The following is a 26187-nucleotide window of genomic DNA, read 5'->3' as shown; positions in this document are numbered from 1 at the left end:
AACAAACTATGGACTTTCAGTCCATAGTGGTTTATTTTGACAATCTATTCTTATTGATTTCATCTTGTAATTGACGGCGAATTTTCTGTTCTCGTTCTAACGAATTTCTTCGGAGTTCTTCTAATTCTAATTCAGTGTCAGCGAGTTGCTTGATAGCATCTTTAGTATTTAACGTACTTTGTTTAGATCTAAAGATGATTATGCCAATACTCAGTAGCCAAAGTATTATTAATCCCCACACAATTACTTGGAAGGAAGTAGAAGTAATATTTATACCTAATGATTTAAAGCCATTTGGTTTTGCTCGCTCTATTTCTAATTCTTTTTTTATACTCTCTACTTGTTTTGATAGAGAATCTACAACTACTTTCTGTTGATCAATCGTGTTATAGACATCCTGGTGTTCAGTTTGAATCTTCGTGATGCTATCTCTATATACGACAATGGAGTCATTGACATTCTTTCTTAACATGGCAAGCTTATCCTTTGGTATAACTGAATAATACTGATAGTTTGTAGATTCTGCTTGAAGTTTAGCAAATTGCTTATCAATACTTTTATCGATCTCTTGTGCAAAACAAGTTAGACCTAAGGTTAAAAAAGAAACAGTAAGAATTACTTTTGTTTTCATTCAGTAGTTGTATTTTTTAATATACATTAAATTTTTCGCTAATATAAGGTTAATTTTAATAAATAAAATAGATTAGTGTTAATATATTGGTTAATTGAGAAGCAGTTTTCTTTTTTTAAGCAAAGGGGTAATAAAAAAGTCCAGATTGTAATTTACAATCTGGACTTTTTTACAAGTTAGTGTGTATTAAACTTGTTTGCTTTTATTGATCTCATCTTGAAGTTGACGGCGAATCTTCTGTTCTCTTTCTAAAGAGCTTCTTCTGAGTTCTTCCAATTCAAGTTCAGTGTCATTTAAGCGTTTTAAAGCTTCTTTAGTATCTTTATTGCTCTTTCTAAATCGGAAAAAGATGATTCCTAAGCTCAAAAGTAAGAGTCCAATAATAGACCACACAATAGTTTGAAAAGTTGATTTTTGAGTAGAAATACCAAAAACTTCAAAGCTATTCTCTTTTGATAAGGCAAGATCTAAACTGTCTTGTATGGTTACAAGCTTGTTTGAAAGGGAATCTACAACTACTTTTTGATTATTCATTTCATTGTTTACTTGAACAATATTGCTCTGAAGTGCATCTATAGAGTCCCCAACGTTTTTTTGCAATTGTTCTAATCGCGCTTTGGGTACAACTTTGTAAGACTGGTAGTTAGTGGATTCCTGTAATAAAGAGGTAAATTGCTTGTCAATACTATTCTTATCATCCTGTGCGATGGTGATTGTTGTAAATGTTAGTAAGGAAACGGTAAGAATAATTTGTCTTTTCATTCAGTGATTATATTTATGATTATGTATAGTGATAGTATTTGCTAATATAACATTATATTTATTTAAAAACCTATATTCTACAAGGGTTTTACAAGGAGAGAGATGTTAAAAAATAAAGAGAAAATTCATTTTTCACAAGATTTGTATTCCTATTTTAAATAAAAATACCTTCAATCTGTTTATTGAAGGTATTTAAGTAATCAAATATAGTAAAAAGTACAATTAACCTCGAGTAAGCCATCCTCTTCTGCTTGCAGTTGCAATAGCATAGGGAGTTATCCAAAATAAAGTAAATGTGTAAAAAATACTATATGGATAAGCCCAAAATGACTCTAATATGTTATATCTCTTTGAGTAGAAAAATACTTGAATAGTAGAGAATAAAAATATGCCTGAGAGTGTAGATACAACAAATAAAATAGGATGAGTGATTATAAACAACAACATTACAATAGTTAATGGATAGGCCATGATAACTCTAATCCATTGATTCAACAGTAAAATTCTTGGTCCTATTTTAGAGCCTTCTCTAAAGTTCTTAAAGGCAAACTTACTCATCATGATATTTTCTCTCACATTACTTCTTTCCCAACGAATAAACATCTTATATAGATTTTTATATTTTTCAGGGGTATTGGTGAATACATAGGCATTTTGTTGAAATAAAACGTGGTAACCTTGTTTTAGAATCATATTGGTCATTGCTCTATCTTCTCCAATATCAGAAGGCTGTCCCATGAATGTTTGATTAATCCAATCTTCTAAGCAGTTCATTACGGCTTCACGTCTATATCCTGCTAAGGCTCCTGGTGTACATAGTACAGATCCTAATACACTTTGTGCTGATCTGATAAATTCAAAGCTAAATACAAAACTTACATTTAACATTCGCGGTATCATGGCACTTTTGCTGTTTAATACTTGAACGTTTCCACCAACAGCACCACATTTTTCATTAGTGATGAAAGGGGATACTAAGTTTCTCAAGGTATCTTCTCTTACAATAGAGTCACTATCTACAGTAACAAAGACATCTCCGCTACCTATCTTAAAAGCTCTATATAAGGCATGTCTTTTTCCCATGTTTTTAGGTTGCTGATAGATCTCAATTCGATCTCCTAATTCAGCTTTCGCTTTCAGCATCCATTGCCAAGTATCATCCTTACTACCGTCATCTAAGGAGATAATTTGTAGTTTTTCTTTTGGATAATTGCTATCAGCCAAGCTGTGTAGTGTTTGCCATACAAGCTTTCCTTCGTTATATGCTGGTACTATTACAGTACATGTAGGAAGTTCATCATCGGATACAGATTTAATAGCTCTATATCTGATGTATAGAAATATGATGAAAAGAAGAAATGCTATTTGTATACACAACAGTACATAGGTTGAGTTTAAGAAGATTTCTCCCCATACCGTATTAAGTCTTTCTTGGTGAAGTTTGTTGAAATAGGGTTTAAGTCTAAAAACAAGAAATGAAGCTCCAATCATGGCACTAAAAGTTAGCAAAAGAACCATATAATCTTTTCTGTCTAAAGTGGCTTCATGGAAGATGTTTTTTATTTTATCTAAGAAGCTTTTCTCTGTCGGCTGTTGTTTTTCTTGTATCGGTTCTAAAGTTCGCATAGTCTTGGTGTTTTATAATTAGTAAAATCAAAAAAATGATTGTTCAAATAAGATTGATATTACTTTTACTGAATATTCAGCGATTTATTTGAATTTGGGTATGATATATAGACCAATATGTATGCCAACAGCTCAGAATGTACTACAAGGCTATTTATTAACAAATCAAAAAGGACATATTGTAGAATAATACAACAATATGAGATACATTTAAGAAACCTATAACTCCTTTTAAAATGAAAAAACACGTGGCCAATTTGATAGGACAACGTGTTTTTATGAAACATTTAAGTTCTCTGTTTTATTTTTTAGAAAATATGGTGGTACCAATACTCGCTCCCACTACACAAGCAATCGAAATCCATTGTAGCAAACTCAATTGTTCTTTTAAGAACAGAAGTCCTGATAAAGCAGCAAAGGCTGGTTGTAAACTTGTAAGAATGCTAAATGTATTAGCTGGGAGTTTTTTTAAGGCTAATAAGTCAAGACTAAAAGGCAATGCACTGGATAGAATAGCTACTAAAAGACCAATTCCCGCCGAAGTCCAAGTTAGATTAACCAATCCTCCTGAGTAAATACCAACTGGAACAACAATGAATGTGGCAAAAATCAGCCCAACAGAAACTGCGTCATTAGTATTCATCTCCTTGGAAACTTTGCTGCCCATTAAGATATAACATGCCCAAAAAATTCCTGCTGTAAAAGCCAAACCTAAACCTATAAGGTCAATGTCATTTGTTGTCCAGGGTACAATAAGCAAGATTCCTATACATGCTAATAAAGCCCAAATGATATCAAGTAGTTTACGTGATAGAGCAAGCGCTAAGAACAAGGGACCTACAAATTCTATAGTTACCCCAAGTCCTAAAGGAATCCTCTGAATGGCTAAGTAAAATATCATATTCATTAAAGCAATCGAGCCACCATAATAAAAACAGTATAACCATTGCTTTTTGGTAAACTTAGAAATCTTTGGTCTATTAATGAGATTGAGTAAAATAGCCGATAAACCAATGCGCAAAGAGGTAGTACCTGTAGCACCAACTATTGGAAATAGCTTTTTGGCCAGAGAGGCTCCTCCTTGTACGCAGACCATAGATAAAAGAGCTGCACTAACAGCAGAGCCAGTTTTAGTTTGTTTCATTCACTTAGAGATTATTTTTTGGGGTTAATAAAAGTAATCAAACTTCCAAAAGTAAATGAAAATTAAAGCTAATCAAAGCAAAGCAAAGGTCTTATTGTATAAATCCAATTCTTTTTGGAGAAGCTCTAAGGTACAATGGTTATGATGTGTCCTACTAAAAGAGTAAAATCTTTTCAATTTTGGAAATAATTCATGTTTTTCTTTACTACCTTGATTTAAATAAGTGTAGTTAGTTTGTGATTTTGATATGAATTGGATATAAGGAAAGAGAGGAATAGAATACGTGTTTGTAAGGTTATTCAACGTATGGTGTTTATAGCGGAATTAATGCAAATAGACTATTAGCATGGGGTAAACTGGAGTTATTTTAACTATTTTTACTTTTTAGAATTAAATTATGTTGGATTTATTATTGCTACTATCAAGGGTAGAACTTGTTTCTTTTTCACTGCTATTAAATGCAATATTGATTGGAGTCTCTGTATTGTTTTATCACTTTTGCACGACTTATTGTGGTGGAAAGAAAATTCAGACATCGACAGAACCTATAAGTAAGGAGGATTTGCGCTTAACCCTCGTGGTGTTGGTTTGCAATTCAATAGTCTTTTTGGTGGGATTTGAGTTGTTTAGAATAGATGTTATACAAGTAACTGAGAATAGTTCATGGGCAACAATAATTCTTCAAACAATTGTTTTAATTGGTATGATGGATTTTTTAATGTATGTATTTCATCGAATCGCACATTCCCCCGTTTTTTATAAAGCAGTACATCAAAGACATCACAAGCACGAAAGTGTGAATTGCATTAGTTTATTTGTTTTACACCCTTTAGAAGCAATTGGATTTGGTTTAGTTTTTATTTTGTGTTTACTTGTTTATTCATTTTCAGTTCAAGCTATAGCAATCTATCTTTTTATTAACCTTATCTGGGGAACTATAGGTCATTTAAACGATGAAATATTGAAAGGAAATACTATTGCTAAGTTTTTAAAGAAGAATGTTTTAGGACTGAGTTTGTTTCACAATCACCACCATCAGTACCCCAATCACAATTTTGGTTTCTATACTGTGATCTGGGATAAGTTTTTCGGTACATATCTAAAGTAAAAGTTTGTTTTTAAAGTATATGTCAAGTAAAGAGATATTGTAGTTTTATATATACTTAAAACGCGTTAATTTGTTGTCATATTTATTGAAACTTTTTTAGATTGATAATTAATTTGAAAGTTGTAATTTTGAGTATTGAATATATTGATTTTATATTAAAAATAGGTTTATGAAAAAGTATGTGATATTTCTATTAATAGGAGGTAGTGTTTTTGGACAAGAGGTAGAAGTTAAAAAGGAAATAGAGTGGGCAAGGGATTTTGTTCAAATAGGGAATACCGAATACATTCAATATAAAGCTATTGAAAATGACAGCCTACAAATAGAGAAGATCGTTTCAAATTTTGCGGATACAAATACTTCGGTAGAAACAGAGTTGGAGGCAATTAAATTAACAGATAGTGTAACAGAGCTTTATATATATCGAAATAACAAACATAATACGCTGTTCTATGGGATATATGAAAGAGGGGCTATTGTCGAAGGACTTGTTTTAGATTCTCTATCTTTTGTAGGAGGTAATAATAGATATCACCTGTATGCAAATAGGGAGGTTCAGAAAACGTATTACTTTGATTTGGATAAACATTATTTTTCTTTTTTAGAGGCTTCAGTTGGTTCTAACAATAAAGTCTTAGATTATTACTACTCTTTGCCTCCTGGTGCTATTTCACCTTTTATTTTATCGAGTAAACAAGATGAAAGTGAGGTAAATGACGAAGGTTTTGAGAAAGTGGTATACGCAAATCAGGGCAAAGAAATCATATATTTTTTCTCAAAGACAGAAGATAACTTTAGAATTAAAGTAACAGAACAAGGGAAAGTAGCATACTATATTGTATCTAAACAAGCTGGAAATATTTTTATCGAAAATATAGAATATGATTTATTGACCAAAGAAGAGGGATATCTAAATAAAGCAAGCATTGTCAATGTGGGGTTTGCTCAAAAAAGAGCAACAACAATTACAGAAAAAGGAAAGGGAATTTGGGATGCCTATTTTGAAGAGTTCTTAGAGTCAAAATGGAATGAGAAAGGCCAGCTTGTATATGATTACAGACGCGGTAATGAAAAGAAAAACACGAGAATGCGCGTAGTCGTAGGTAAGAATATTGAAGAAAATAGCCTATTGTACAATTTGGTTGTGAGTTTTATTAATAATCCCGAGTTATTCAGACGAGATTTGACTCTTCGCGATTTTGATTATAGTAACGTAAATAGCACTAAAACAATATCTTTAAAGTCTAAGAAAGATCAGAAATACGAATTGGTAACTAAGTAGCTTGAAAAAGTACAAAACAATTCAATTTAACAGTTATAGCTATTGTCAATGATTTGCATTTTGTACCTTTAGCTTGAAAAATTTATTTAGAAAAAATGACATATTTAGAGAAATTATCACAGATTCGTCTTTTAATGAAAGAGAAAGGAGTAGATGGTTACATTATTCCTTCTTCAGATCCACATATAAGTGAGTATTTACCAGACCATTACAAATGTATAGCATGGACTTCAGGATTTACAGGGTCAGCTGGAACATTAGTAATTACTCAAAGTTTTGCTGGTTTATGGACGGATTCGAGATATTTTGTTCAAGCTAACGAGCAGTTAAATGGGTCAGGTTTTGAACTTGTAAAACTAAAAGTACAACACGCTCCTGAGTACGTTACTTGGTTAGGGGAGACTCTTCCAAAAGGTGCAACGGTTGCTTTTGACGGGAATTTAGCTTCATTAGCTGTAGCAAATGCAGTAAAGACAATATTAGATCCCTTGGGAATTAATGTCAATGGACATGTAGATTTGTTAGACCCTGTATGGAAGAATAGACCTACTTTGCCTAAAGAAAAAGCTTATACGTTGCCAGTGACGACAACAGGTCAAGCAACTAAAGACAAGATTGCTGCTGTACGTGCTGTATTGAAACAAAAAAGAGCAACTGCTCATTTAATTTCTTCTTTAGATGACTTGGCTTGGTTATTAAATATAAGAGGAACAGATGTTAAGTGTAACCCTGTTACTTTGGGATTTGTATTTATTAGTCAAGAGAAGGCAATTCTCTTTATTGATTCGGACAAAGTATCTCAAGAAGTGGTAAGTGAGTTACTTTCACATGGAGTGGAAATACAAGAGTACGCAAAAGTACAAGCATACTTAAAAGGGCTAAGTAAATCAGATATTATCTTATTAGATCCTAAGCGAACTTGTTTCGCTACTTATGATTCAGTTCCACAAGATGTAACTATTTTGGAAGAAATGAATCCTTCTACTATGCTAAAAGCAATAAAGAACGAGGTTGAGATAAATCATCAAAGAAATGCGATGATTAACGATGGGGTTGCTTTGACAAAATTCTTTAAGTGGATTGAAGAAAATGTAGCTTCAGGAATACTAACTGAAATGAATATCGCAGATCATTTAAGAGAACTTAGAGCAGCTCAACCAGGATTTAAAGATATTAGTTTTGATACCATTTCAGGATACAAAGATCACGGTGCTTTACCACATTATAAAGCAGAACCACATAGTAATTATGACTTAAAACCTGAAGGATTGTTATTGGTAGATTCAGGAGGACAATATGAAACAGGAACAACTGATATTACGCGTGTTATTTCTTTAGGGAAGCTTACCCAAGAAGAGAAAGAAGATTATACTGTTGTTTTGAAAGGTACAATAGAAGGATCAATGGCTATATATCCAAAAGGTACAAGAGGATATCAGATAGATGCTATCACAAGACGACCTATATGGGCTACATTGAGAAACTATGGACATGGTACAGGACATGGTGTTGGTTTCTTTTTGAATGTTCACGAGGGACCTCAAGTATTTAACCCAACTGCTACTGATATTCCAGTGGAGGTAGGGATGATTACCTCAATTGAACCAGGATTGTATAGAGAAGGTAAGCATGGAATTAGAATTGAGAACTTAGTTCTCTCGAAAGAGCTTTCTTCAAATCAATTCGGAGATTTTATGGATTTTGAAACACTTACGATTTGTTATATTGCTACGGATTTAGTGGACAAGTCCCTACTGGAAAGTACACATATTGATTGGTTAAATAACTACAATCAGTGGGTTTATGATTCATTAGAAAGCAAATTGACTAAAGAAGAAGCTACTTGGTTGAAAGAAAAAACTAAAGCAATTTAGTAGTTACGATACAAAAAAAGGGCATCCAACTGGATGCCCTTTTTTTTGTACTTTCTAATTATATCGAATTAGTGTATTCATATTAATATTTGGAATTTTACTAAGCGTTTCAAGTAACTCATTCCAATTTTTAAACCCTGATTTTCTTGCTATTTGTTCCGTATCTATGGAGCTAAACAGCAATAACTCAAGGCTTTTTAAAAGCCTTTCTTTCTTACAGTAATTAATTACTTGATCACCATAGTAGTAAATAAAATCTTTGTTTAGTATATCTAAACTTATCTTATGGTTCTTAGCTACTTGGTGTGCAGCAATTTCACTGCAATCATCTAATGCTATAAATTCCTGATATACTTCTTCACATGTCGCTTTGTTCAAAGTAGGAGTATAGCCATCTTCTTTATAGGTTATCTCGCCGTTAATTTCTAAACTACAACAGACTATGGTTACACTTTGCGTGTCGCTATCCACAAAAGCTGTACCTGTGATAAAATAAGTAGTATTGTCTATTTCGTATTTACAAGATATTTTTTGATAAGTATCTGCTTGCTTGTTTGTTCTTATCTTATCTAAGTTATCTTGTAAGTATTTCGTAATTAACTTGTGATTTTCCTTGTTCTCCTCATAATTAATGGCGCGGACTAACTCGTTCTTGTGATTATAGGTCAATCCAATATTGTCTAATTTTTCTTCTTGGATGACATAACTATTAAACTGTACATAATCTAAATGATTCATAGAGTGAATAAGAGTACTCGTCATGGAAGAAAAATAAGAAAAATAAAACTGTTCCCATGCTAATCCATTATTAAATCTCTTAAGGGGAACTTTTTCAAAATGGGAGATGAAGTCATCTACTTTATTGAAAAGTACTTCAAATAATTGTTGTTTCATAAAGTTGTCGTTTGGTTGTTGTAAAGTTTTCACAATGTATATAAAAAAAATATTATATTCAATTATTATCCAACTTTTAATTTATTGATTAGATATAGTGATAAATCGTCAACTTTTGATGTTATAATTTATATAATTCTCATTTTATGAGAATTACGATTCCTTCTTTTTATCGTTTTTTTATATTTTCCCATAATCAAATAAAGAATTATATTATTCAAAGCAGTGATTTTTAGGAATTATCATGTATTATCTGCTTTGAGATCCTATAGTAGCTCTATTAAATGTCTTTTTTGAGGATTTATTATTCTTGGAAATTAGATACCAAATATTCGAATATTTCACTATATTGCTTTCCTACTCAAAAACTATAAAATAAGAATTATGCAACAAAATACACCCTATACGCCTACTAACAAGGTGCGTATAGTTACTGCGGCGGCTTTATTTGATGGCCATGATGCGGCGATTAATATAATGCGTCGTATTATCCAATCAACAGGATGTGAGGTTATTCACTTAGGACATGATAAGAGCGTTGAAGAGGTAGTAAATACAGCTATCCAAGAAGATGCTAATGCGATTGCAATGACTTCATATCAAGGTGGTCATAACGAGTATTTTAAATATATGTATGACCTGTTACAAGAAAAAGGAGCAGGCCATATTCGAATCGTTGGAGGTGGAGGTGGAGTAATTTTGCCTAGTGAGATAAAAGAATTAATGGACTATGGTATTACTCGTTTATATTCTCCAGATGATGGACGAGCTATGGGATTACAAGGCATGATTAACGATATGGTAGAGAAGGCCGATTATCCTACAATGGACTTACAATTACCAGAAGGAAAAGATGTCTACCAATCTTTAGCAGATAAAGATGTTACTACGATTTCTCGCTTAATCTCTTTAGCGGAAAATAGGGAAGAAGACTTCTTGAAAATATTTAAATACGATCATGAGAAACATAAGAATACGCCAGTATTAGGTATTACTGGAACCGGGGGAGCAGGTAAATCGTCTATGGTAGATGAATTAGTTCGTCGCTTCTTGATTGACTTCCCTGAAAAGACAGTAGCTTTAGTTTCTGTCGATCCGTCTAAGCGTAAGACAGGTGGAGCACTGTTAGGAGATCGTATCCGTATGAACTCGATTAACAATCCTCGAGTATTTATGCGTTCGTTAGCTACTCGTCAGTCTAACCTAGCGTTATCTCGTTATGTTGAAGAAACACTTCAAGTACTTCAGGCGGCTAATTACGATTTAATTATCCTTGAGACTTCAGGAATTGGGCAGTCAGATACAGAAATTTTAGATCACTCAGATGCCTCTTTGTATATTATGACGCCAGAGTTTGGAGCAGCTACGCAGTTAGAGAAAATTGATATGCTTGACTTCGCAGACATTGTTGCAATCAATAAATTTGATAAACGCGGAGCATTAGATGCAATCAGAGATGTAAAGAAACAATATCAACGCAACCACAACTTATGGGATGTAAACCCAGATGAAATGCCTGTGTTTGGTACAATTGCTTCTCAGTTTAACGATCCAGGTACCAATGCTTTATATAAAGCGATTATGGATAAAGTGGTAGAGAAGACCGGAGCGGACTTAAAGTCTAATTTCGAAATCACAAAAGAGATGAGTGAGAAGGTCTTTGTGATACCACCTAACCGTACACGTTACCTATCTGAAATAGCAGAGAATAACCGTAAATATGACGAAACTGTCCTTTCTCAAAAGGAAGTAGCTCAGAAGTTATATGGTATTTTTAAAACAGTAGAAACAGTAGCTGGTAAATTGCCAGAAATAGATAAATCAGGAATTGTAGAAGAAACAGTAGTTTCTAAAGATGCTGATACACAATTGTTCATCAACCTTCTTTTAAAGGAATTTGACAAGGTGAAGATGAACTTAGATCCTTATAACTGGGAAGTTATTTTGACATGGGATCAAAAAGTTAATAAATACAAGAATCCTGTGTATTCTTTCAAAGTGCGTGATAAGGAGATTAAGATTGCTACGCATTCAGAGAGTTTATCACATTTACAGATTCCTAAAATTGCACTGCCTAAGTATGAGGCATGGGGGGATATCTTGCGTTGGTCATTACAAGAGAATGTACCAGGGGAGTTTCCTTTTACTTCAGGACTTTATCCGTTTAAACGCGAGGGAGAAGATCCTACACGTATGTTTGCAGGAGAGGGAGGGCCAGAGCGTACCAATAGACGTTTTCACTATGTGTCTTTAGGCATGCCTGCTAAGCGACTGTCTACTGCATTTGACTCAGTTACGTTATATGGTAATGATCCAGGACACCGACCTGATATTTATGGAAAGATTGGAAATGCAGGAGTTTCTATTTGTTGTTTAGACGACGCGAAGAAGTTGTATTCAGGGTTTAACCTTGCACATGCTTTAACTTCTGTGTCTATGACGATTAATGGACCAGCACCTATGTTATTGGGATTCTTTATGAATGCAGCAATTGATCAACAATGTGAAATCTATATCAAAGAGAATGGATTAGAGGCAGAAGTTGAAGCAAAGATTGAAGCTATTTATAAGAAAAAAGGTGTCGAGAGACCGCGATATAATGGAGAGTTACCAGAAGGGAATGATGGTCTAGGACTAATGCTTTTAGGAGTAACAGGTGATCAGGTACTTCCAAAAGAAGTATATGCAGAGATTAAAAAGAATACCTTATCACAAGTGCGTGGTACGGTACAAGCTGATATCTTAAAAGAAGATCAAGCTCAAAATACGTGTATCTTCTCTACGGAGTTTGCTCTTCGTTTAATGGGAGATGTACAAGAGTACTTCATTGAAAAGAATGTGCGTAACTTCTACTCTGTGTCTATCTCAGGATATCACATTGCTGAGGCAGGGGCAAATCCTATAACGCAGTTGGCATTTACATTAGCTAACGGGTTTACGTATGTAGAATATTATCTAAGCAGAGGAATGGATATCAACGCTTTTGGGCCAAACTTATCGTTTTTCTTCTCGAATGGTATTGACCCAGAATATGCTGTGATTGGACGTGTAGCGCGTCGTATATGGGCAAAAGCACTGAAGAATAAGTATGGAGCTAATGAGCGTGCTCAGATGTTGAAATATCACATTCAGACATCAGGTCGTTCATTGCATGCACAAGAGATAGACTTTAATGATATCCGTACTACACTTCAAGCGTTATATGCTATCTATGACAACTGTAATTCACTTCACACTAACGCGTATGATGAGGCTATTACGACTCCTACGGAAGAATCTGTACGTAGAGCTATGGCAATACAGTTAATCATCAATAAAGAGCTAGGATTGGCTAAAAATGAGAATCCAATACAGGGATCATTTATTATTGAAGAATTAACGGATTTAGTAGAGGCTGCGGTATTAGCAGAATTTGATAGAATTACAGAAAGAGGAGGGGTGTTAGGAGCAATGGAGACAATGTACCAACGTTCTAAAATCCAAGAAGAGTCATTGTACTATGAAACATTAAAACACAATGGTACGTTCCCTATTATTGGAGTAAATACTTTCTTGAGCTCTAAAGGATCTCCAACGGTAGTTCCTGCTGAAGTTATTCGTGCAACAGAAGAGGAGAAACTATTCCAGATCAAGACAAAAGAGAATTTGAATAAGGCTAATGAGGCTTTAGTAAAAGAACAATTAGAGCGTATTCAAGAAGTCGCTATTCAAAATGGCAATATATTCGAAGCATTAATGGATGCTTCTAAAGTCTGTTCGTTAGGTCAGATTACTTCAGCGTTGTTTGAAGTAGGAGGACAGTACAGACGTAATATGTAAGATTAATTTCTCGCTTATTTATATAAAGCCTGTGGACTGAATGTTCACAGGCTTTTTTTTGGTTTTTGGTTAATTGTTTTACCAGTAGAGGCAACCCTTTATGTGTCAAACAGGTTAAGAAAACAGTTAAAAGATGTATTATGTGTCACGGAAGATATTTCGACCTTTACCTTATGTGGATTGTGGAAAGATGATTTGGCTATATATTGCAAACTACGCAGAATCTAGTGTGCAAAAAAACGCCCTACTAAAGATCTAGTAGGGCGTTTTAAATATATACTATAAACGATTAGTATTATCTTAATTGAGCTTATTTTATTTTCAAAGGGAATTCTCTTGGATTAATTGGATAGTTAACATGTCCATCAATATAGATCGAATAGAGTATTACGAGGATTGATGCTCTAAAAAAGACTAGATCTGAGTAACATCTTAAAAAATATCATATCCTTATAGTTGATTTTTTTTGCAAACAGTATGTTAAAATTTTGTTTTTACATTAATAATACTTGGTAAGTAAATGGTTTGTGTTTGGAAATGTGGATTATTTTAATGTGTTTAATGTAAAAATAATAGTTGTTTGTTTTATTTAATTGATAAAATAACAAAGATGTGTATCTTGTGCCAAGTAATAAGATTAAAAAAGAATTAAACATAGAACAACCCTAACCTAACTATAACTATAATCAATTGAAAGATTGTATTGTGTAAAAGAGACCTAACCAGTCTCTTTTTTTTTGATGTAGATAAAGCTTTTTATTCGACCATTCTTTTTAGTAAGGGGGGGACAAAAAAAGGCTATCTCATTAAAAGATAGCCGTTGTATTAAAGTTGTTTATTTGTAAGATACTTATAAGCCGGTGGATTGTGGTGCGTCATGATACTTTCAACTTCATTAAACGCCTTCATATACTCTTTATCCTGGATACCATTAAGAATAATAGGGTTGCTTACCCTGTGGTAATTGGCATTTTGAAGATACTTTGGTTCTTGTAGTTCAGGTAAATCTTTGTGGATTTGTTTAAATATAAAACCACCTAAATACTTGTTGTACTTCTTGACAGATTTTTTAGTAGGGTTTTTAAGCCCTTTGAATATGCCTTGTGCAAACCATCTTTTGGGCCAGCTAATTCCTTTAAACATTTTGGCAGTTTCTTTATCCGAAAAAGGACTAATAGCATTAAAATCACTTAACATTTGCGTAGTAGGTGGTACTTCAGGTACCCAATCTAAAGTATTGATAACTGTATAACTCCATTGCCTTGTGAGTGCTTCGTATTGATAACTAAAATACAGATTACCTGGTTTAGGTGCAGCGATTGCGTAGGTCTTTATTCTCAGATCTTTTGGAAGCTTGTTATCTTTTTGTTGCTGATATAAATTTGCAGTAAGCAAAATGGCGATTGCAGCCCCTTGACTATGCCCTGAAATAATAATATCCCTATGTCCATGAGAAAGTAAGCTGTCTAATTTCGGTTTGATATCTTGCATCAGATACAAAGAGGCAATAGTCCATCCCGCATGAACTCCTGCTCGAGAATCTTCTGATAATTTGTAATGGACTGTAGTATTAGCATCTAATTTTATACTGTCTGTACTTGGAATCATTGCCGCGTAGTAGTTGGCCATCCAGCTTAGGCCTTTGTTGACAGAACCTCTAATTGCAATTTCGTGGATCGCCTTTTCATTTTTATACAGTGACCACTTATTAGTTAAGCCTATATCTTTTGATGAGTAAATCCTTTCGTAATTCGTTAGATCTTTTAAAGAGTCTTTGGGATATGCTTTGTGTAGGTCAGTAGCTAATTCAATACTGTTGAGTATCTCTTGTTTATCGTATTGGGGGCTTAGCAGCTGTGCATTGCAAAAATGACTTAGACTTAGAAGTGAAATTATAAGTGCTGATAACTTTTTCATTTATAGTATTTTGTAGTAAATTTATAGAAATAACCTTATTCGAATTACAAATTTACTTCTTATAATGGAGTAAAGGGAATAAAATTTGATTGGGAATTAAACAAAAATCTATATTATGGCACACAGAAGTATTTTAAAACACATTAAGAGCAATGTGAAACATTGGTATATACCAGTTATCTTGGGTATATTTTTTATGATAGGTGGGTTCTTTATTTTCTCCACTCCATTAGCATCTTTTATTACGTTAACTTGGCTATTTGCCTTTTTGTTCTTAGTTTCAGGGATATCAGAAATTATTTTTGCCTTAGTCAATAGGAATGAACTTGAAAACTTCGGATGGTTGTTATTCGGAGGTGTGATAGATACTATTTTAGGGTTAATACTTCTTAACTCGATGGAGTTATCAATGGCTATCCTGCCGATCTATATTGGAATTATCTTAATGTTCCGTTCATTTAGAGGAATGGCTGTATCATTTGAATTAAAAGAATACGGAGCAAAGAATTGGTTCGGTATTTTTATTTTAGCATTAATTGGTCTTATCTTCTCTGTGATGATGGTTGCTAACTTTACTTTTGGAGCATTTACTATTGTGTATTGGACGGCCTTTACTTTTATCTTCTTAGGGGTATCAAGCTTAGTATATGGTTTTCAATTGAGAAGCTTAAAAAAACACGCTGGGCGAATTAGCGAAGATTTAGCAAAACGCTATGAAGAAATTCAAGAAGAGATAAATAGAGCGATTCACAAGGAGTAATCTTAAATTTATACTAAGGTAATAGTGATTAATACTAAAAAGGTAGTACATTACGTTTTATTATTTTAATGTAGAGTTATTATGAAAAAGTTTTTTGGTATTGCACTATTAATCATTGGAGGAGTAGTTGCAACAAGTTGTACTGGTTCAGACGGACCACAAGGACCTCCGGGGCCTCCAGGACCTGGTAATAGTATTATTGCAGTGTATGAAAAGTTTGATGTTAATTTTATACAGAATAAAGAGGTGCCAAATCAAAGTAATGAGTATAGAATTGAACACCCTATTGATTTAGGATTAGGAGATGCTGTATTTGTATACTTTTTAGATGGTGTTGATAAGGATGCACCTATATGGACGCCTTTACCAAGAGAGTATAACGGTATTGTGCTAAACATTAATGGAAAAGAGGAAGAATCAAGTATCAAGTACTTTTATAACTTTGGCCCTTTTAATGTTGATTTATTTGCAAGAGGAGATCACGATTTAGTTAATTACGATAAGGTAGGACAGGTAAGTTTTACCAAAGGACTTGTGTTTAGACTGGTTTATATTCGGGCGGATGATCCGAAAGAAATTAAGTCAGCTAATCATGTTGTGCCATCTAAGCGAGTAAGCTACGATGAGTTAGTAAAGAAATACAACTTTAAAGAAGAAGATGTAATTAAGCTTTAATTACAATTCAACATAGTAAGAGAAGGAGAAGCTAATTTAGCTTCTCTTTTTTTATTTCTGCCCTTTTTACTTTCGAGTTAAGTCGCACTATCCCTAAGTATTAAAACAAAGGGAGAATACAGGGTTAATTAAGCTGTACGAGGCTATAATTGGTTTGCTATATTTTGACTTTGACCAGGGGGTGGTAGGTTGTGAAAATTATTTTTTACATGATTGAGTAAAAAAATAAGGGGGTGTTGGTTGTTTTTTTTGAACTTTTTCATACATTTGCATCACTAATAGAGGGGGTGCCTTCTGAAAAACAATAATTATGTCAACATTTCGTTTTCGAGCAATTGAGAAAGCAGCGTCAAGAGAACCTGTTAAAGTAGAGGAGCTGGGTAGAAAATCATTAATTTTTGGTGACAATGTTTTTAATGATAAGTCTATGCGTCAATTTTTAACTCCTGAAGCTTATCAGGCAGTAAAGAATGCCCAGTTAGGGATTAAAATTGATAGACGGTTAGCCGATTACATTGCTTTAGGTATGAAGGAATGGGCCTTATCAAAAGGAGTAACACACTACACTCACTGGTTTCAACCATTAACTGGTACTACAGCAGAGAAGCACGATGCCTTTTTTGAAACGCAATTCGATGGCGATCCTGTTGAAAAGTTTAACGGTAGCCAATTAGTACAACAAGAACCAGATGCATCGAGTTTTCCAAACGGTGGTATTCGAAATACTTTTGAAGCAAGAGGTTATACTGCATGGGATCCAACCTCTCCAGCATTTATATTTGGCTCTACTTTGTGTATCCCAACTGTATTTATTGCCTATACTGGTGAAGCCTTAGACAATAAAACACCTCTTTTAAAAGCTATTAATGCTATCGATGATGCAGCTACAGAAATAGCAAAGTTATTTGATAAAAATGTCAAAAAAGTAATACCTACTTTAGGATGGGAGCAAGAGTATTTCCTTGTGGATTCTGCTTTAGCAGAGTCAAGACCCGATATCTTAACCACTGGAAGAACACTCTTGGGGCACACTGCTGCAAAAGGACAACAGCTTGATGATCACTATTTTGGTTCTATTCCGACTCGTGTGTTGAATTATATGCACGATTTAGAGAACAACTGTATATTGTTGGGGATTCCAGTTAAAACAAGACACAATGAAGTAGCTCCTAATCAGTTTGAGTTGGCTCCAATCTTTGAGGAGACAAACTTAGCTGTGGATCACAACTCTTTGTTGATGGATGTAATGAAAAAAGTGGCTGAGCGTCATCACTTTAAAGTGTTGTTCCATGAAAAGCCTTTCAAAGGGGTGAATGGATCTGGTAAGCACAACAACTGGTCTTTAGCAACTGATACGGGAGTAAACCTATTGAGTCCAAGTAAGACACCGAAGAGCAATCTACAATTCTTAACTTTCTTTATCAATACGATTAAAGCTGTAAATGAGAATGAAGAGTTATTGCGTTCGGCAATTGCCTCAGCAAGTAATGATCATCGATTAGGTGCTAATGAAGCTCCACCTGCTATCATGTCTGTATTCATTGGACAGCAGTTGACAAAAGTGTTAGAGGAGTTGAAAGAGGTAACCGATGGAAAACTATCTCCTGAAGAAAAGACTGATTTAAAACTCAACGTAGTTGGGAAAATTCCAGATGTGCTACTTGACAATACCGATAGAAATAGAACTTCTCCATTTGCCTTTACAGGTAATAAGTTTGAGTTTAGAGCTGTAGGTTCAACTGCCAATTGTGCTGGACCAATGACTGTACTAAACACAATTGTTGCAAAACAATTAAGAGCATTTAAAGCACAGGTAGATCAGTTAATGGGCGAAGACGGTCTAAAAAGAGATGAAGCAATCTTTAATGTATTGCGTGAATACATCAAAGAGAGTGAGCGTATTTTGTTTGAAGGAGATGGATATAGTGAGGACTGGGAGAAAGAAGCTGCAAAGAGAGGTCTAAGTAATAATAAGACAACTCCAAAAGCATTGAAAATCAAAAAGTCTGAAGCGACAATTTCTCTTTTTGAAGAAATGAATGTAATGACGAGAAAAGAAGTATTAGCTCGCTACGAAATAGAATTAGAAGAATACGTAAAGAGAATCCAAATAGAAGGACGTGTTTTAGGTGATATTGCAAGAAATCACGTAATCCCAACTGCTATTCGCTATCAAAACCTTGTCATAGACAATGTAAAAGGGCTTAAAGAGATATTTGGAGAAGAAGACTTTAGCAATATTGCAAGTGAACAACTACAAATCATCAGAAAGATTAGTTACCACATTGCAGAGATTAACGCAAAAGTTACTGAGATGACTAATGCGAGAAAGAAAGCAAATCTCATAGAGGACATTGAAGAACAAGCACACGTATACTGTGAAGAGGTTAAGCCATATTTTGATATTATCAGATATCACAGTGATAAGTTAGAGATGAAAGTGGACAATGAATTGTGGACATTAACGAAGTATCGTGAATTGTTATTCACTAATTAAGAGCATTTAAAAATCGCTATACAACACAACACTTACTGGAAAAGGTCTTATCAATTTGATAAGACCTTTTTTATGGTAGTTATACCATTAACTACCACATAGATTATCATATATGAGATTTCTATTAAAACAAACAAATAAAAAAAGGAGACCAACAAAAATGTCAATCTCCTCTTTCAAACTAGCTACTTAAATAAAATAATGTTATTGTTTTTCTTTATTCTTATATGCCCAGTAGAATATTAAAGGCAATACTGTAAATGATAAAATCATACATACAATAAGTCCACCAACAATCATAATTGCCAAGGGTTTTTGTATCTCAGATCCCATGCCATGAGATAGTGCTGCAGGAAGTAATCCCATAGATCCCATCAAGGCAATCATAATTACAGGTCTGATTCTACTTTTTACCCCATCTTTAATAGCGTCAATTAGATCCATTTGTTTGCGCATATTTTCTCTCATGACACCAATAAGGACTATACCGTCAATCGTCGCCACACCAAATAGGATAATGAATCCAATACCAGCAGAGATTCCAAATATTGTTCCTGTCATCCATAGGGATAAGAAACCTCCTATAAAGGCAAATGGAATTGTGATGGAGGCAATGGCAGTATCCTTAAAATTGCCAAAGTTGAAGTACAACAAGAATAATATCAATACAAGAGATACAGGAACGACTAACATCAATTGATTTGCCGCTCTTTCTTTACTTTCAAATTCACCTGCCCATTCGATTTTATTTGATTTAGGCAAGTGTACATTGGCTTCTACTTTTTGTTTTGCCTCTGCTATTGTACTTCCAAGATCTCTACCTTCTATACTAAAGCCAACCCCAATATAGCGACTTGACCCTTCTCGGTAAATAAAAGCAGGACCCGTATGATAATCAATTGTTGCTATTTCCTTCAAGGGAACTTGTTTACCATCTAAGGATGGAATAAGAATATCTCCAATTTTCTCCGCTGAATCACGATAGTTTTTATCGAATCGCAAAACCACATCAAACATTCTCTCATCTTCATAAAAAGTAGTAGCTGCCTGTCCACCGATAGTCATAGCTATCACTGCTTGTGCATCGGCAGTAGTAACGGCGTATTTTGCCATCTTGTGATCGTGAAGAGAAATTCTCAATTCTGGTAATCCGATATTCTTAAAGATATTTAAGTCAGTAACACCTGGTACGTCTTTTATGCTCTTAGCTACCTGATTAGCATAATCCTCCAGTTCAAATAAGTCATTGCCAAATATCTTGATAACCAAAGAACTCTTAACTCCTGCAACATATTCCTCAACGTTATCTTGAATAGGTTGACTGAACCCAAAGTTAATACCTGGGTATTTTTCAAGTGCAACGCGCATTTCTTCTAATAATTCATCCTTGGAAATACTTCTATTCCATTGGCTCTCTGGTTTGAGTTCGGTGTGAAATTCAATATTAAAAAATCCTGTTGGATCAGTACCATCATTAGGGCGACCGGTTTGAGTAAGAACAAACTTAACTTCGTCAAACTCGCGTAGTATACCTTTCATTTCTTTGGTTAATCGAACAGATTCATCAAGATTAATACTACTTGGGAGAGTAGCACGCACATAAATCGCTCCTTCATTTAACTTCGGTAAGAACTCTGATCCATAGTAGTGAAAACGCACGCCGCAAATCACTAATAGTACTGCAAATAAGCTGAAGGTTACTCTCTTGTTTTTAAAAGCTACCTCAAACATTTTGTATATATTCTTTTTAAAGAAACGAGAGATCATATTTTCCTTTTCTTCAATATTCTTTGTCAAAAGAATTTTACACATTGCAGGAACATAGGTTAAACTCAGAATCAGTGATCCTAATAAGGCATATCCCAATGTAAAGGCGAGTGGAGAGAACATTTTACCCTCTACTTTTTGGAAAGAAAATATTGGCATTAAAGCAACAATCAAGATTAAAAGCGCAAAGAATATATATCCAGCTACGCTTCCTGCACTTTTCTTAATAGTACCTAATTTGGACATCTTATTGAATCGCTGCATGCCCACCATACTTGCTTTTTTCTCTAATCCTACAAATACGTGCTCCACAATTACTAAAGTACCTTCGAGTAATAATCCAAAGTCTAAAGCTCCCATCGAGATAAGGTTTGCAGGGAGTCCTTGTATTTTTAGCATTATGATAGCGAATAAAAAGGCAAGGGGAATTACTGAAGCTACTATAAAAGTTGTGCGCCAGTTGTACAAGAAAATAAATACGATGATAGAAACAAGTATAACTCCCTCTACCAAGTTTTTAGTTACTGTGTGAACTGTTGTATTAACTAAATCAGTACGGTCTATGATAGGCTCTATTTTTACATTCTTAGGTAGAATGCGCTCGTTGAGTTCTTCTATTTTATCTTTCAAACCAGTAATCACTTCACTTGGATTCTCTCCGCGTAGCATAACTACAATCCCTTGTACCACATCGTCCTCATCTTGAAAACCTACTTGTCCTAATCTTGGTTTGGCACTGATACTCACATTAGCAACGTGTTTGACTAATATAGGTGTATTTCCCTTTACTTCGATAAGGATGTTTTCTATATCCTCCACGTTATCTAATAAGCCAACCCCTCTAACAACATAAGCCTGATCGCCGCGTTGAATCACATCGCCACCTACATTTATATTGCTTTTCTCAACGGCCTCATATACATCTAATGGCGAAAGATCATAGTTAACCAGTTCAGTTGGGTTGATCTGAATCTCATATATTTTTTCTTCCCCACCAAAGCTCACAATATCAGCAACACCTGGAACAGAAAGTAATTCGCGTTCAATTACCCAATCTTGAATTGACGTAACTTCTTTGATCGGCAAGTCACTTTTGATAATGTATCTAAAAATTTCGCCAGTTGCCCCTGAAGGAGGTTCTATTTCAAAGTCTGCACCCTCAGGCAGATTAACATTGCCCATTCGATTTGATGCGTATTGTTGCGCATAGAAATCGTCTATTTCATCATTGAATAAAACGGTCACTACAGACAATCCAAATAAGGAGATAGAGCGTACCTCTGCTTTATTTGGTATGGTATTCATCTCTTTCGAGATAGGTAGAGTGACGAATTTTTCTATTTCTTCAGCACTTCTTCCTGGCCATTGCGTAATAATACGTGCTCTGGTATTAGTCACATCAGGAAATGCCTCAATAGGAGTGTGTATATAACTATAGATTCCTCCAAAAAGCAAGATTAAAACCCCAAAAAGGACGATAAAAGTGTTTTTAAGAGAAAATGAAACTATATTTCTAACAAATTTTTGCATGTTTTCTTCTACTTTATAGTTTGTTTGTTAATTGCTCATAGATCAATAATTCATTTGTAGTAATGACTTTATCGTTTTCATCTATGTTAGCATTGACATAAGTATATATATTATTCTTGGCGATAGGAGATATACTTCTTATTTCCTGATGACAGTCGTCTTTATAGACTACCACATAGTTTTGATTATTATCGAATATGATCGCGTTATTTGGGATAGCAAGAGCATTTCCTTGATTGTCGTCTAATTGAATAATTACATCAGCTGCCATACCAGGTTTTAATTTCATTTCGGTATTATTCATGGTTACTTGCGCTTTCAAGACGCGTTCTTCACTATCAAAAACTTGTGAAACTAACGAAATTGTCCCTGCAAAGTATTCATCTGGATAGGCAAGTGTACTTACTTGTACCTTTAAGTCTTTCTTGATGTGTCTCATACTCGTCGCATAGACGTTGATCATTACCCATACATCACTTAGATCTGCTACTGTAAACAAAGCTTCTTCTCCAGCAGAAACAGTTGAGCCATTGGCAATATCTTTGCTGACAATGTATCCAGTTATAGGCGACTTGATTAAAAAAGAACCTGTTGAAGCATTAGCTTCATATCGATTTAAATTCGATCTGGTAGCTTTGACTTTGGCTTCCAAAACGCTTACTTCACTTTGAGCTTCAATTAACTCTTTCTGAGAGGAGATGCCGTCTTCATACATTTGCATTGTAGATTCTAATTCTCTTTTAGCCAGTAGTAAATCTCTTTCACTTGACTTAAGGTCATCTTGTAACTCGCTCAGATCGGTACTGTTTATTTCTGCTAATATTTGTCCTTTCTTTACGTAATCTCCAATAGAGAAGTTAACATGGGTAATAACGCCGTCAACAAGACTGATATAAGGAACAGTTTTGTCTTTGTTATAGTCAATAGTTCCGTTTAAGGTAATTGATCTTTCGATAGGACGATTAACAACTTTCTCTATTTTTAGACCTTCTTTGACTTCAGCTGGAACGCAATAAGGTTTGTCTAGAATCTCTGATACTGATTGTTCTTTCTTACAAGAACTCAAACTTATGGCAGTAAGAAGAAATAGGGGATATATATATTTGTGCATGATTGTATCTTTTTAGTTTATTATAATTCTTTTCCTATAGCGTATTGAAGAACTTCGAAGTAATCAATAACATCTTTCTTCGTTTCTAAAATAAGGTTTTTGTTATCTAAATAAGCTTCTACAAAATCTAAGTATTCTATTAGGCTTACATTTCTCTTTTCAAAATTTCTAAAATAAGCCTCGATAATCTTATCTAATTGGACTTCGTAATCTTTGTCAATTTCCTGGTACAGACTCAAAGCGTTGTTATAATTTCTAAAAGCCTCAATAATCTCATTGGTTATCTCGTTTACCTTGGATTGCGTTTCTAATTTTGTCTTTTCTATTTCGAGTTTAGCTTCTTTAATTCCTCCTTTATTTCTATTGAATATTGGTAGGTCAAAGGAAAGGCCTAATCCCACAAAATCTCTCATGATATTACCTCCTCGATCATAGTCAATTGCCACTGTGAAATCAGGTACTCTTTCTGCTTTTTCAATCTCTAATCGCTTGATAGATTGCTTTTCTAAATTTCTACTTAACAACACATCTGGTCTAAGTTCCATAGCGTCAATTACCCAATCTTGTAATTGCATTTCAGAGACTTCTTTGACAGGTAAACTAAGTTCTTCACTGATCTGAATGGTCAAGTTTTCACTTATGCTAATGAAGTTTTTTAGTTCTTTGAGTGTTTCTTCATAGTCTTTCTTCAATTCGAAGTATTCCTTTTTTAATTGAAGTTCAGCAGCTTTTAGTCGCATATACTCAGCTTGACTGATATTGCCGTGATTTAACTGAGTAGCATAAGCTTTATTAAGGCTTTTAGTTTTGTCAATTTGCTGATTGTATATATTTAATTGTTTTTGTAGCAATTGCAATTGACTGATGTTTTTTCTCAACTCCAGCTTAGCTTCACGTAGGATACTTTCAAACTCTTTTTCCTTTTCTTCAATGGTTAGTTTTTGCAAGGCGATGTTCTTGCGTCTTTTTCCAGCTGTTTGAATTTCTTGCTCTAAGTGAAGTGAGATTTGTTGAGCTTCCCCCCAGTTTTTAAATATGATAGGTTGTTCTTCTATATCTGTTGTCTTCCAGAGGTTGACTTCCGAAATTTCAAAAGTAGGGTTAGGCCATAATCTGGCTTGTATTAATTGGGCTTCTGCTTGTGAAATTTCAAGTCGCTGTGCCAATAAATCTAAATTCTGTTCTAAAAACTTAGCTTCTAATTCTTCTCTTGTCAAGCTAATTACTTGCTCTTGGCTATAACCTATAACAATAGGTGCTATGCAAGCCACGATGTAAAGATACTTTTTAAGCATTTTCTGTGATTTTAACAATTTCAAAAGTATGTTATTCTGATTATAAGCAGATTTGATTCAGATTAAAGCTCTATTAATGTTACATTAGAATTTGATTAGAGTTTTTTCTTCTCATTTCTCTATTATAGTCTTACAACTTTTATTCCAAAGTTTGGAAAGTGTGAATTAGTACTATTTACTGTGTAGTCTGCACAGAATGTATAGCTTATATTTTAACAATTACATACTCATTTGCAACTTCAAGAGTTGAGTATAACTTCACACAATTATTGATTAAACTGCATAAATACATAGTATGAGAAATTGAAAAAAAATATTCTTTTTTGTAACTTGTTGAATAACAAAAAAATAGATTGTTTTTGTTATTCACATATAGTGTCATGATTTAAAAAAAAGGTACAAACAAATCATGTGGAAAGTGTTTTGGCAAAATAATTGTATAGAAGTGCGCATAAAATGAATCAAGTAAAATGATTTTAAGCCCAATATTGATATTAAGAGTTTATCCTTATTGGTTAATCTTTATTAATTAAATGTTAAATTAGGTTATTTTGATGCAAAATATAAATTTCACATATTGTCTGTTTTATAGATCATAATATGTATATATAAGAATAAAAAAGGTTATTTATTTTGTAATTAACTGTATTTTGGTGGTTTTTTATGTTGTAATAGTATTAATTAACATAAAAGGCTTTGATTGTTGTAATTGCAATTGAATAAATGCGAACTATCTTTGTAATGTGATAAGGCAAAATAGTGACTAAAAAAGTCATTATGTCTTATAAAAAATTGAAATAGAAAAAGAAAGAAAAATTAAAAATTGTTAGAAATGCAAAATGCTACTGCAGTAATTAAGAGATTGAAAAAGATGCTAGGCATCAAGACAGATCTAGAATTATCGAACATTTTAAATGTTAAACCCAATACTATATCTTCTTGGAAAAAGAGAGATAGTTTACAATACGATAGTATTATCGCTTTGTGTAAAGAGCACAAGATAGATTTGAATGAATTATTCTTTACAGATTCATCGACTATTTACAACAGCAATTACCAAAAGAGAAAAGTCAAGATGATTTCAGCAGATCATCATTTTGAGTATTTCTTAGATCCTGAAAAAACGTTGGCTTCTGCTCCAAGTTTTATTTTTCCAACAACGGAAGAAGTAGATACCGCTTTTCAAGTAGCTACAGAGAATATGTATCCTACGATAAAAGTAAGTTCATACGTAATCACTAAGCGAATTGAGCTTAGAGATATCCACCCTTGGCATTTGTATTTATTTACACTGGAGGGAAGGGGAATAATGATCTATCGTTTTAAACGTCAGATTGAGGATAACAAATTGCTTTTCATTAGTGATAATACAAACTTCGAAAACTTAGAAGTAAGTCCTGAAGATATCAGAGAGATATTCTGCGTCAGAGGTTCGTTTTTACCTAACTTTAAAAATATTGGGGATTAACTTTATTAAAAAACGTTTATTATTTAG

The 26187-nt window shown here is 33.8% G+C and carries 17 protein-coding genes; 8 read left to right on the top strand and 9 right to left on the bottom strand.

What is annotated here, in order from left to right:
- Nucleotides 1–31: 31 nt before the first annotated feature.
- The 4 genes from GJV76_RS04905 to GJV76_RS04890 all read right to left on the bottom strand — a co-directional run bounded on the left by GJV76_RS04905 (nucleotide 32) and on the right by GJV76_RS04890 (nucleotide 4163).
- Complete coding sequence (locus GJV76_RS04905; RefSeq protein ID WP_155091526.1) at nucleotides 32–631, bottom strand: hypothetical protein; 600 nt, start codon at nucleotides 629–631, stop codon at nucleotides 32–34.
- Between the two features lie 186 nt (nucleotides 632–817).
- The gene (locus tag GJV76_RS04900) at nucleotides 818–1393 is read right to left on the bottom strand and encodes an LPXTG cell wall anchor domain-containing protein (protein WP_155091525.1); all 576 of its coding nucleotides are present in this window, start codon (nucleotides 1391–1393) and stop codon (nucleotides 818–820) included.
- Between the two features lie 222 nt (nucleotides 1394–1615).
- Entirely contained in the window at nucleotides 1616–3019 is a 1404-nt protein-coding gene (locus GJV76_RS04895; RefSeq protein ID WP_155091524.1) for a glycosyltransferase, read from the bottom strand.
- 301 nt (nucleotides 3020–3320) lie between these two features.
- Entirely contained in the window at nucleotides 3321–4163 is an 843-nt protein-coding gene (locus GJV76_RS04890) for an EamA family transporter (RefSeq protein ID WP_155091523.1), read from the bottom strand.
- 397 nt (nucleotides 4164–4560) lie between these two features.
- Here GJV76_RS04890 and GJV76_RS04885 point away from each other — a divergent pair, with 397 nt between their 5' ends.
- The 3 genes from GJV76_RS04885 to GJV76_RS04875 all read left to right on the top strand — a co-directional run bounded on the left by GJV76_RS04885 (nucleotide 4561) and on the right by GJV76_RS04875 (nucleotide 8427).
- Nucleotides 4561–5271: a sterol desaturase family protein gene (locus GJV76_RS04885; RefSeq protein WP_155091522.1), complete on the top strand. Its 711-nt coding sequence runs from the start codon at nucleotides 4561–4563 to the stop codon at nucleotides 5269–5271.
- A 169-nt stretch (nucleotides 5272–5440) separates the two neighbouring features.
- Nucleotides 5441–6553: a hypothetical protein gene (locus GJV76_RS04880; RefSeq protein WP_155091521.1), complete on the top strand. Its 1113-nt coding sequence runs from the start codon at nucleotides 5441–5443 to the stop codon at nucleotides 6551–6553.
- Nucleotides 6554–6648: 95 nt separating this feature from the next.
- Nucleotides 6649–8427, top strand: a complete 1779-nt coding sequence (locus GJV76_RS04875) for an aminopeptidase P family protein (RefSeq protein WP_155091520.1) — start codon at nucleotides 6649–6651, stop codon at nucleotides 8425–8427.
- A 54-nt stretch (nucleotides 8428–8481) separates the two neighbouring features.
- On the opposite strand, the gene GJV76_RS04870 is transcribed toward GJV76_RS04875, so the two are convergent.
- Nucleotides 8482–9321 (bottom strand): hypothetical protein, encoded by an 840-nt coding sequence (locus GJV76_RS04870; RefSeq protein WP_155091519.1) that lies wholly within the window; start codon nucleotides 9319–9321, stop codon nucleotides 8482–8484.
- Between the two features lie 384 nt (nucleotides 9322–9705).
- Between GJV76_RS04870 and GJV76_RS04865 the strand changes: the two genes are divergently transcribed.
- Nucleotides 9706–13140, top strand: a complete 3435-nt coding sequence (locus tag GJV76_RS04865; RefSeq protein WP_155091518.1) for a methylmalonyl-CoA mutase family protein — start codon at nucleotides 9706–9708, stop codon at nucleotides 13138–13140.
- Between the two features lie 825 nt (nucleotides 13141–13965).
- Here GJV76_RS04865 and GJV76_RS04860 read toward each other — a convergent pair.
- On the bottom strand, nucleotides 13966–15057 hold the full coding sequence (locus GJV76_RS04860) for a lipase family protein (RefSeq protein ID WP_155091517.1): 1092 nt from the start codon (nucleotides 15055–15057) through the stop codon (nucleotides 13966–13968).
- Nucleotides 15058–15172: 115 nt separating this feature from the next.
- Between GJV76_RS04860 and GJV76_RS04855 the strand changes: the two genes are divergently transcribed.
- The 3 genes from GJV76_RS04855 to GJV76_RS04845 all read left to right on the top strand — a co-directional run bounded on the left by GJV76_RS04855 (nucleotide 15173) and on the right by GJV76_RS04845 (nucleotide 18989).
- Complete coding sequence (locus GJV76_RS04855; RefSeq protein WP_155091516.1) at nucleotides 15173–15817, top strand: HdeD family acid-resistance protein; 645 nt, start codon at nucleotides 15173–15175, stop codon at nucleotides 15815–15817.
- 81 nt (nucleotides 15818–15898) lie between these two features.
- Nucleotides 15899–16492, top strand: coding sequence for a hypothetical protein (locus GJV76_RS04850; RefSeq protein WP_155091515.1), 594 nt, complete (start codon nucleotides 15899–15901; stop codon nucleotides 16490–16492).
- Between the two features lie 310 nt (nucleotides 16493–16802).
- Nucleotides 16803–18989, top strand: coding sequence for a glutamine synthetase III family protein (locus GJV76_RS04845; protein WP_155091514.1), 2187 nt, complete (start codon nucleotides 16803–16805; stop codon nucleotides 18987–18989).
- Nucleotides 18990–19193: 204 nt separating this feature from the next.
- Here the strand turns inward: GJV76_RS04845 and GJV76_RS04840 are convergent, their stop codons facing one another.
- Genes GJV76_RS04840 through GJV76_RS04830 form a run of 3 tightly spaced genes read right to left on the bottom strand, consistent with a single transcriptional unit; the run spans nucleotide 19194 to nucleotide 24692 of the window.
- On the bottom strand, nucleotides 19194–22286 hold the full coding sequence (locus tag GJV76_RS04840; RefSeq protein WP_155091513.1) for an efflux RND transporter permease subunit: 3093 nt from the start codon (nucleotides 22284–22286) through the stop codon (nucleotides 19194–19196).
- A gap of 13 nt (nucleotides 22287–22299) precedes the next feature.
- Nucleotides 22300–23397 (bottom strand): efflux RND transporter periplasmic adaptor subunit, encoded by a 1098-nt coding sequence (locus tag GJV76_RS04835; protein ID WP_155091512.1) that lies wholly within the window; start codon nucleotides 23395–23397, stop codon nucleotides 22300–22302.
- Between the two features lie 20 nt (nucleotides 23398–23417).
- The gene (locus GJV76_RS04830; RefSeq protein ID WP_155091511.1) at nucleotides 23418–24692 is read right to left on the bottom strand and encodes a TolC family protein; all 1275 of its coding nucleotides are present in this window, start codon (nucleotides 24690–24692) and stop codon (nucleotides 23418–23420) included.
- Between the two features lie 832 nt (nucleotides 24693–25524).
- On the opposite strand from GJV76_RS04830, the gene GJV76_RS04825 reads away from it, so the two are divergent.
- A complete protein-coding gene (locus GJV76_RS04825) occupies nucleotides 25525–26160 on the top strand; it encodes a LexA family transcriptional regulator (RefSeq protein ID WP_155091510.1) in 636 nt (211 codons plus the stop codon).
- The last annotated feature ends 27 nt before the right edge of the window (nucleotides 26161–26187 follow it).

Origin of the sequence: Myroides albus, assembly GCF_009711045.1 — a bacterium.
In the GTDB taxonomy this organism is placed as follows: domain Bacteria; phylum Bacteroidota; class Bacteroidia; order Flavobacteriales; family Flavobacteriaceae; genus Flavobacterium; species Flavobacterium album_A.
This window is presented reverse-complemented; position numbering and strand designations above follow the sequence as displayed.

Bases quoted from the DNA above. Each gene is read 5' to 3' on its own strand.
- GJV76_RS04905 (WP_155091526.1), bottom strand. From the start codon at position 631: ATGAAAACAAAAGTAATTCTTACTGTTTCTTTTTTAACCTTAGGTCTA.
- GJV76_RS04900 (WP_155091525.1), bottom strand. From the start codon at position 1,393: ATGAAAAGACAAATTATTCTTACCGTTTCCTTACTAACATTTACAACA.
- GJV76_RS04895 (WP_155091524.1), bottom strand. From the start codon at position 3,019: ATGCGAACTTTAGAACCGATACAAGAAAAACAACAGCCGACAGAGAAA.
- GJV76_RS04890 (WP_155091523.1), bottom strand. From the start codon at position 4,163: ATGAAACAAACTAAAACTGGCTCTGCTGTTAGTGCAGCTCTTTTATCT.
- GJV76_RS04885 (WP_155091522.1), top strand. From the start codon at position 4,561: ATGTTGGATTTATTATTGCTACTATCAAGGGTAGAACTTGTTTCTTTT.
- GJV76_RS04880 (WP_155091521.1), top strand. From the start codon at position 5,441: ATGAAAAAGTATGTGATATTTCTATTAATAGGAGGTAGTGTTTTTGGA.
- GJV76_RS04875 (WP_155091520.1), top strand. From the start codon at position 6,649: ATGACATATTTAGAGAAATTATCACAGATTCGTCTTTTAATGAAAGAG.
- GJV76_RS04870 (WP_155091519.1), bottom strand. From the start codon at position 9,321: ATGAAACAACAATTATTTGAAGTACTTTTCAATAAAGTAGATGACTTC.
- GJV76_RS04865 (WP_155091518.1), top strand. From the start codon at position 9,706: ATGCAACAAAATACACCCTATACGCCTACTAACAAGGTGCGTATAGTT.
- GJV76_RS04860 (WP_155091517.1), bottom strand. From the start codon at position 15,057: ATGAAAAAGTTATCAGCACTTATAATTTCACTTCTAAGTCTAAGTCAT.
- GJV76_RS04855 (WP_155091516.1), top strand. From the start codon at position 15,173: ATGGCACACAGAAGTATTTTAAAACACATTAAGAGCAATGTGAAACAT.
- GJV76_RS04850 (WP_155091515.1), top strand. From the start codon at position 15,899: ATGAAAAAGTTTTTTGGTATTGCACTATTAATCATTGGAGGAGTAGTT.
- GJV76_RS04845 (WP_155091514.1), top strand. From the start codon at position 16,803: ATGTCAACATTTCGTTTTCGAGCAATTGAGAAAGCAGCGTCAAGAGAA.
- GJV76_RS04840 (WP_155091513.1), bottom strand. From the start codon at position 22,286: ATGCAAAAATTTGTTAGAAATATAGTTTCATTTTCTCTTAAAAACACT.
- GJV76_RS04835 (WP_155091512.1), bottom strand. From the start codon at position 23,397: ATGCACAAATATATATATCCCCTATTTCTTCTTACTGCCATAAGTTTG.
- GJV76_RS04830 (WP_155091511.1), bottom strand. From the start codon at position 24,692: ATGCTTAAAAAGTATCTTTACATCGTGGCTTGCATAGCACCTATTGTT.
- GJV76_RS04825 (WP_155091510.1), top strand. From the start codon at position 25,525: ATGCAAAATGCTACTGCAGTAATTAAGAGATTGAAAAAGATGCTAGGC.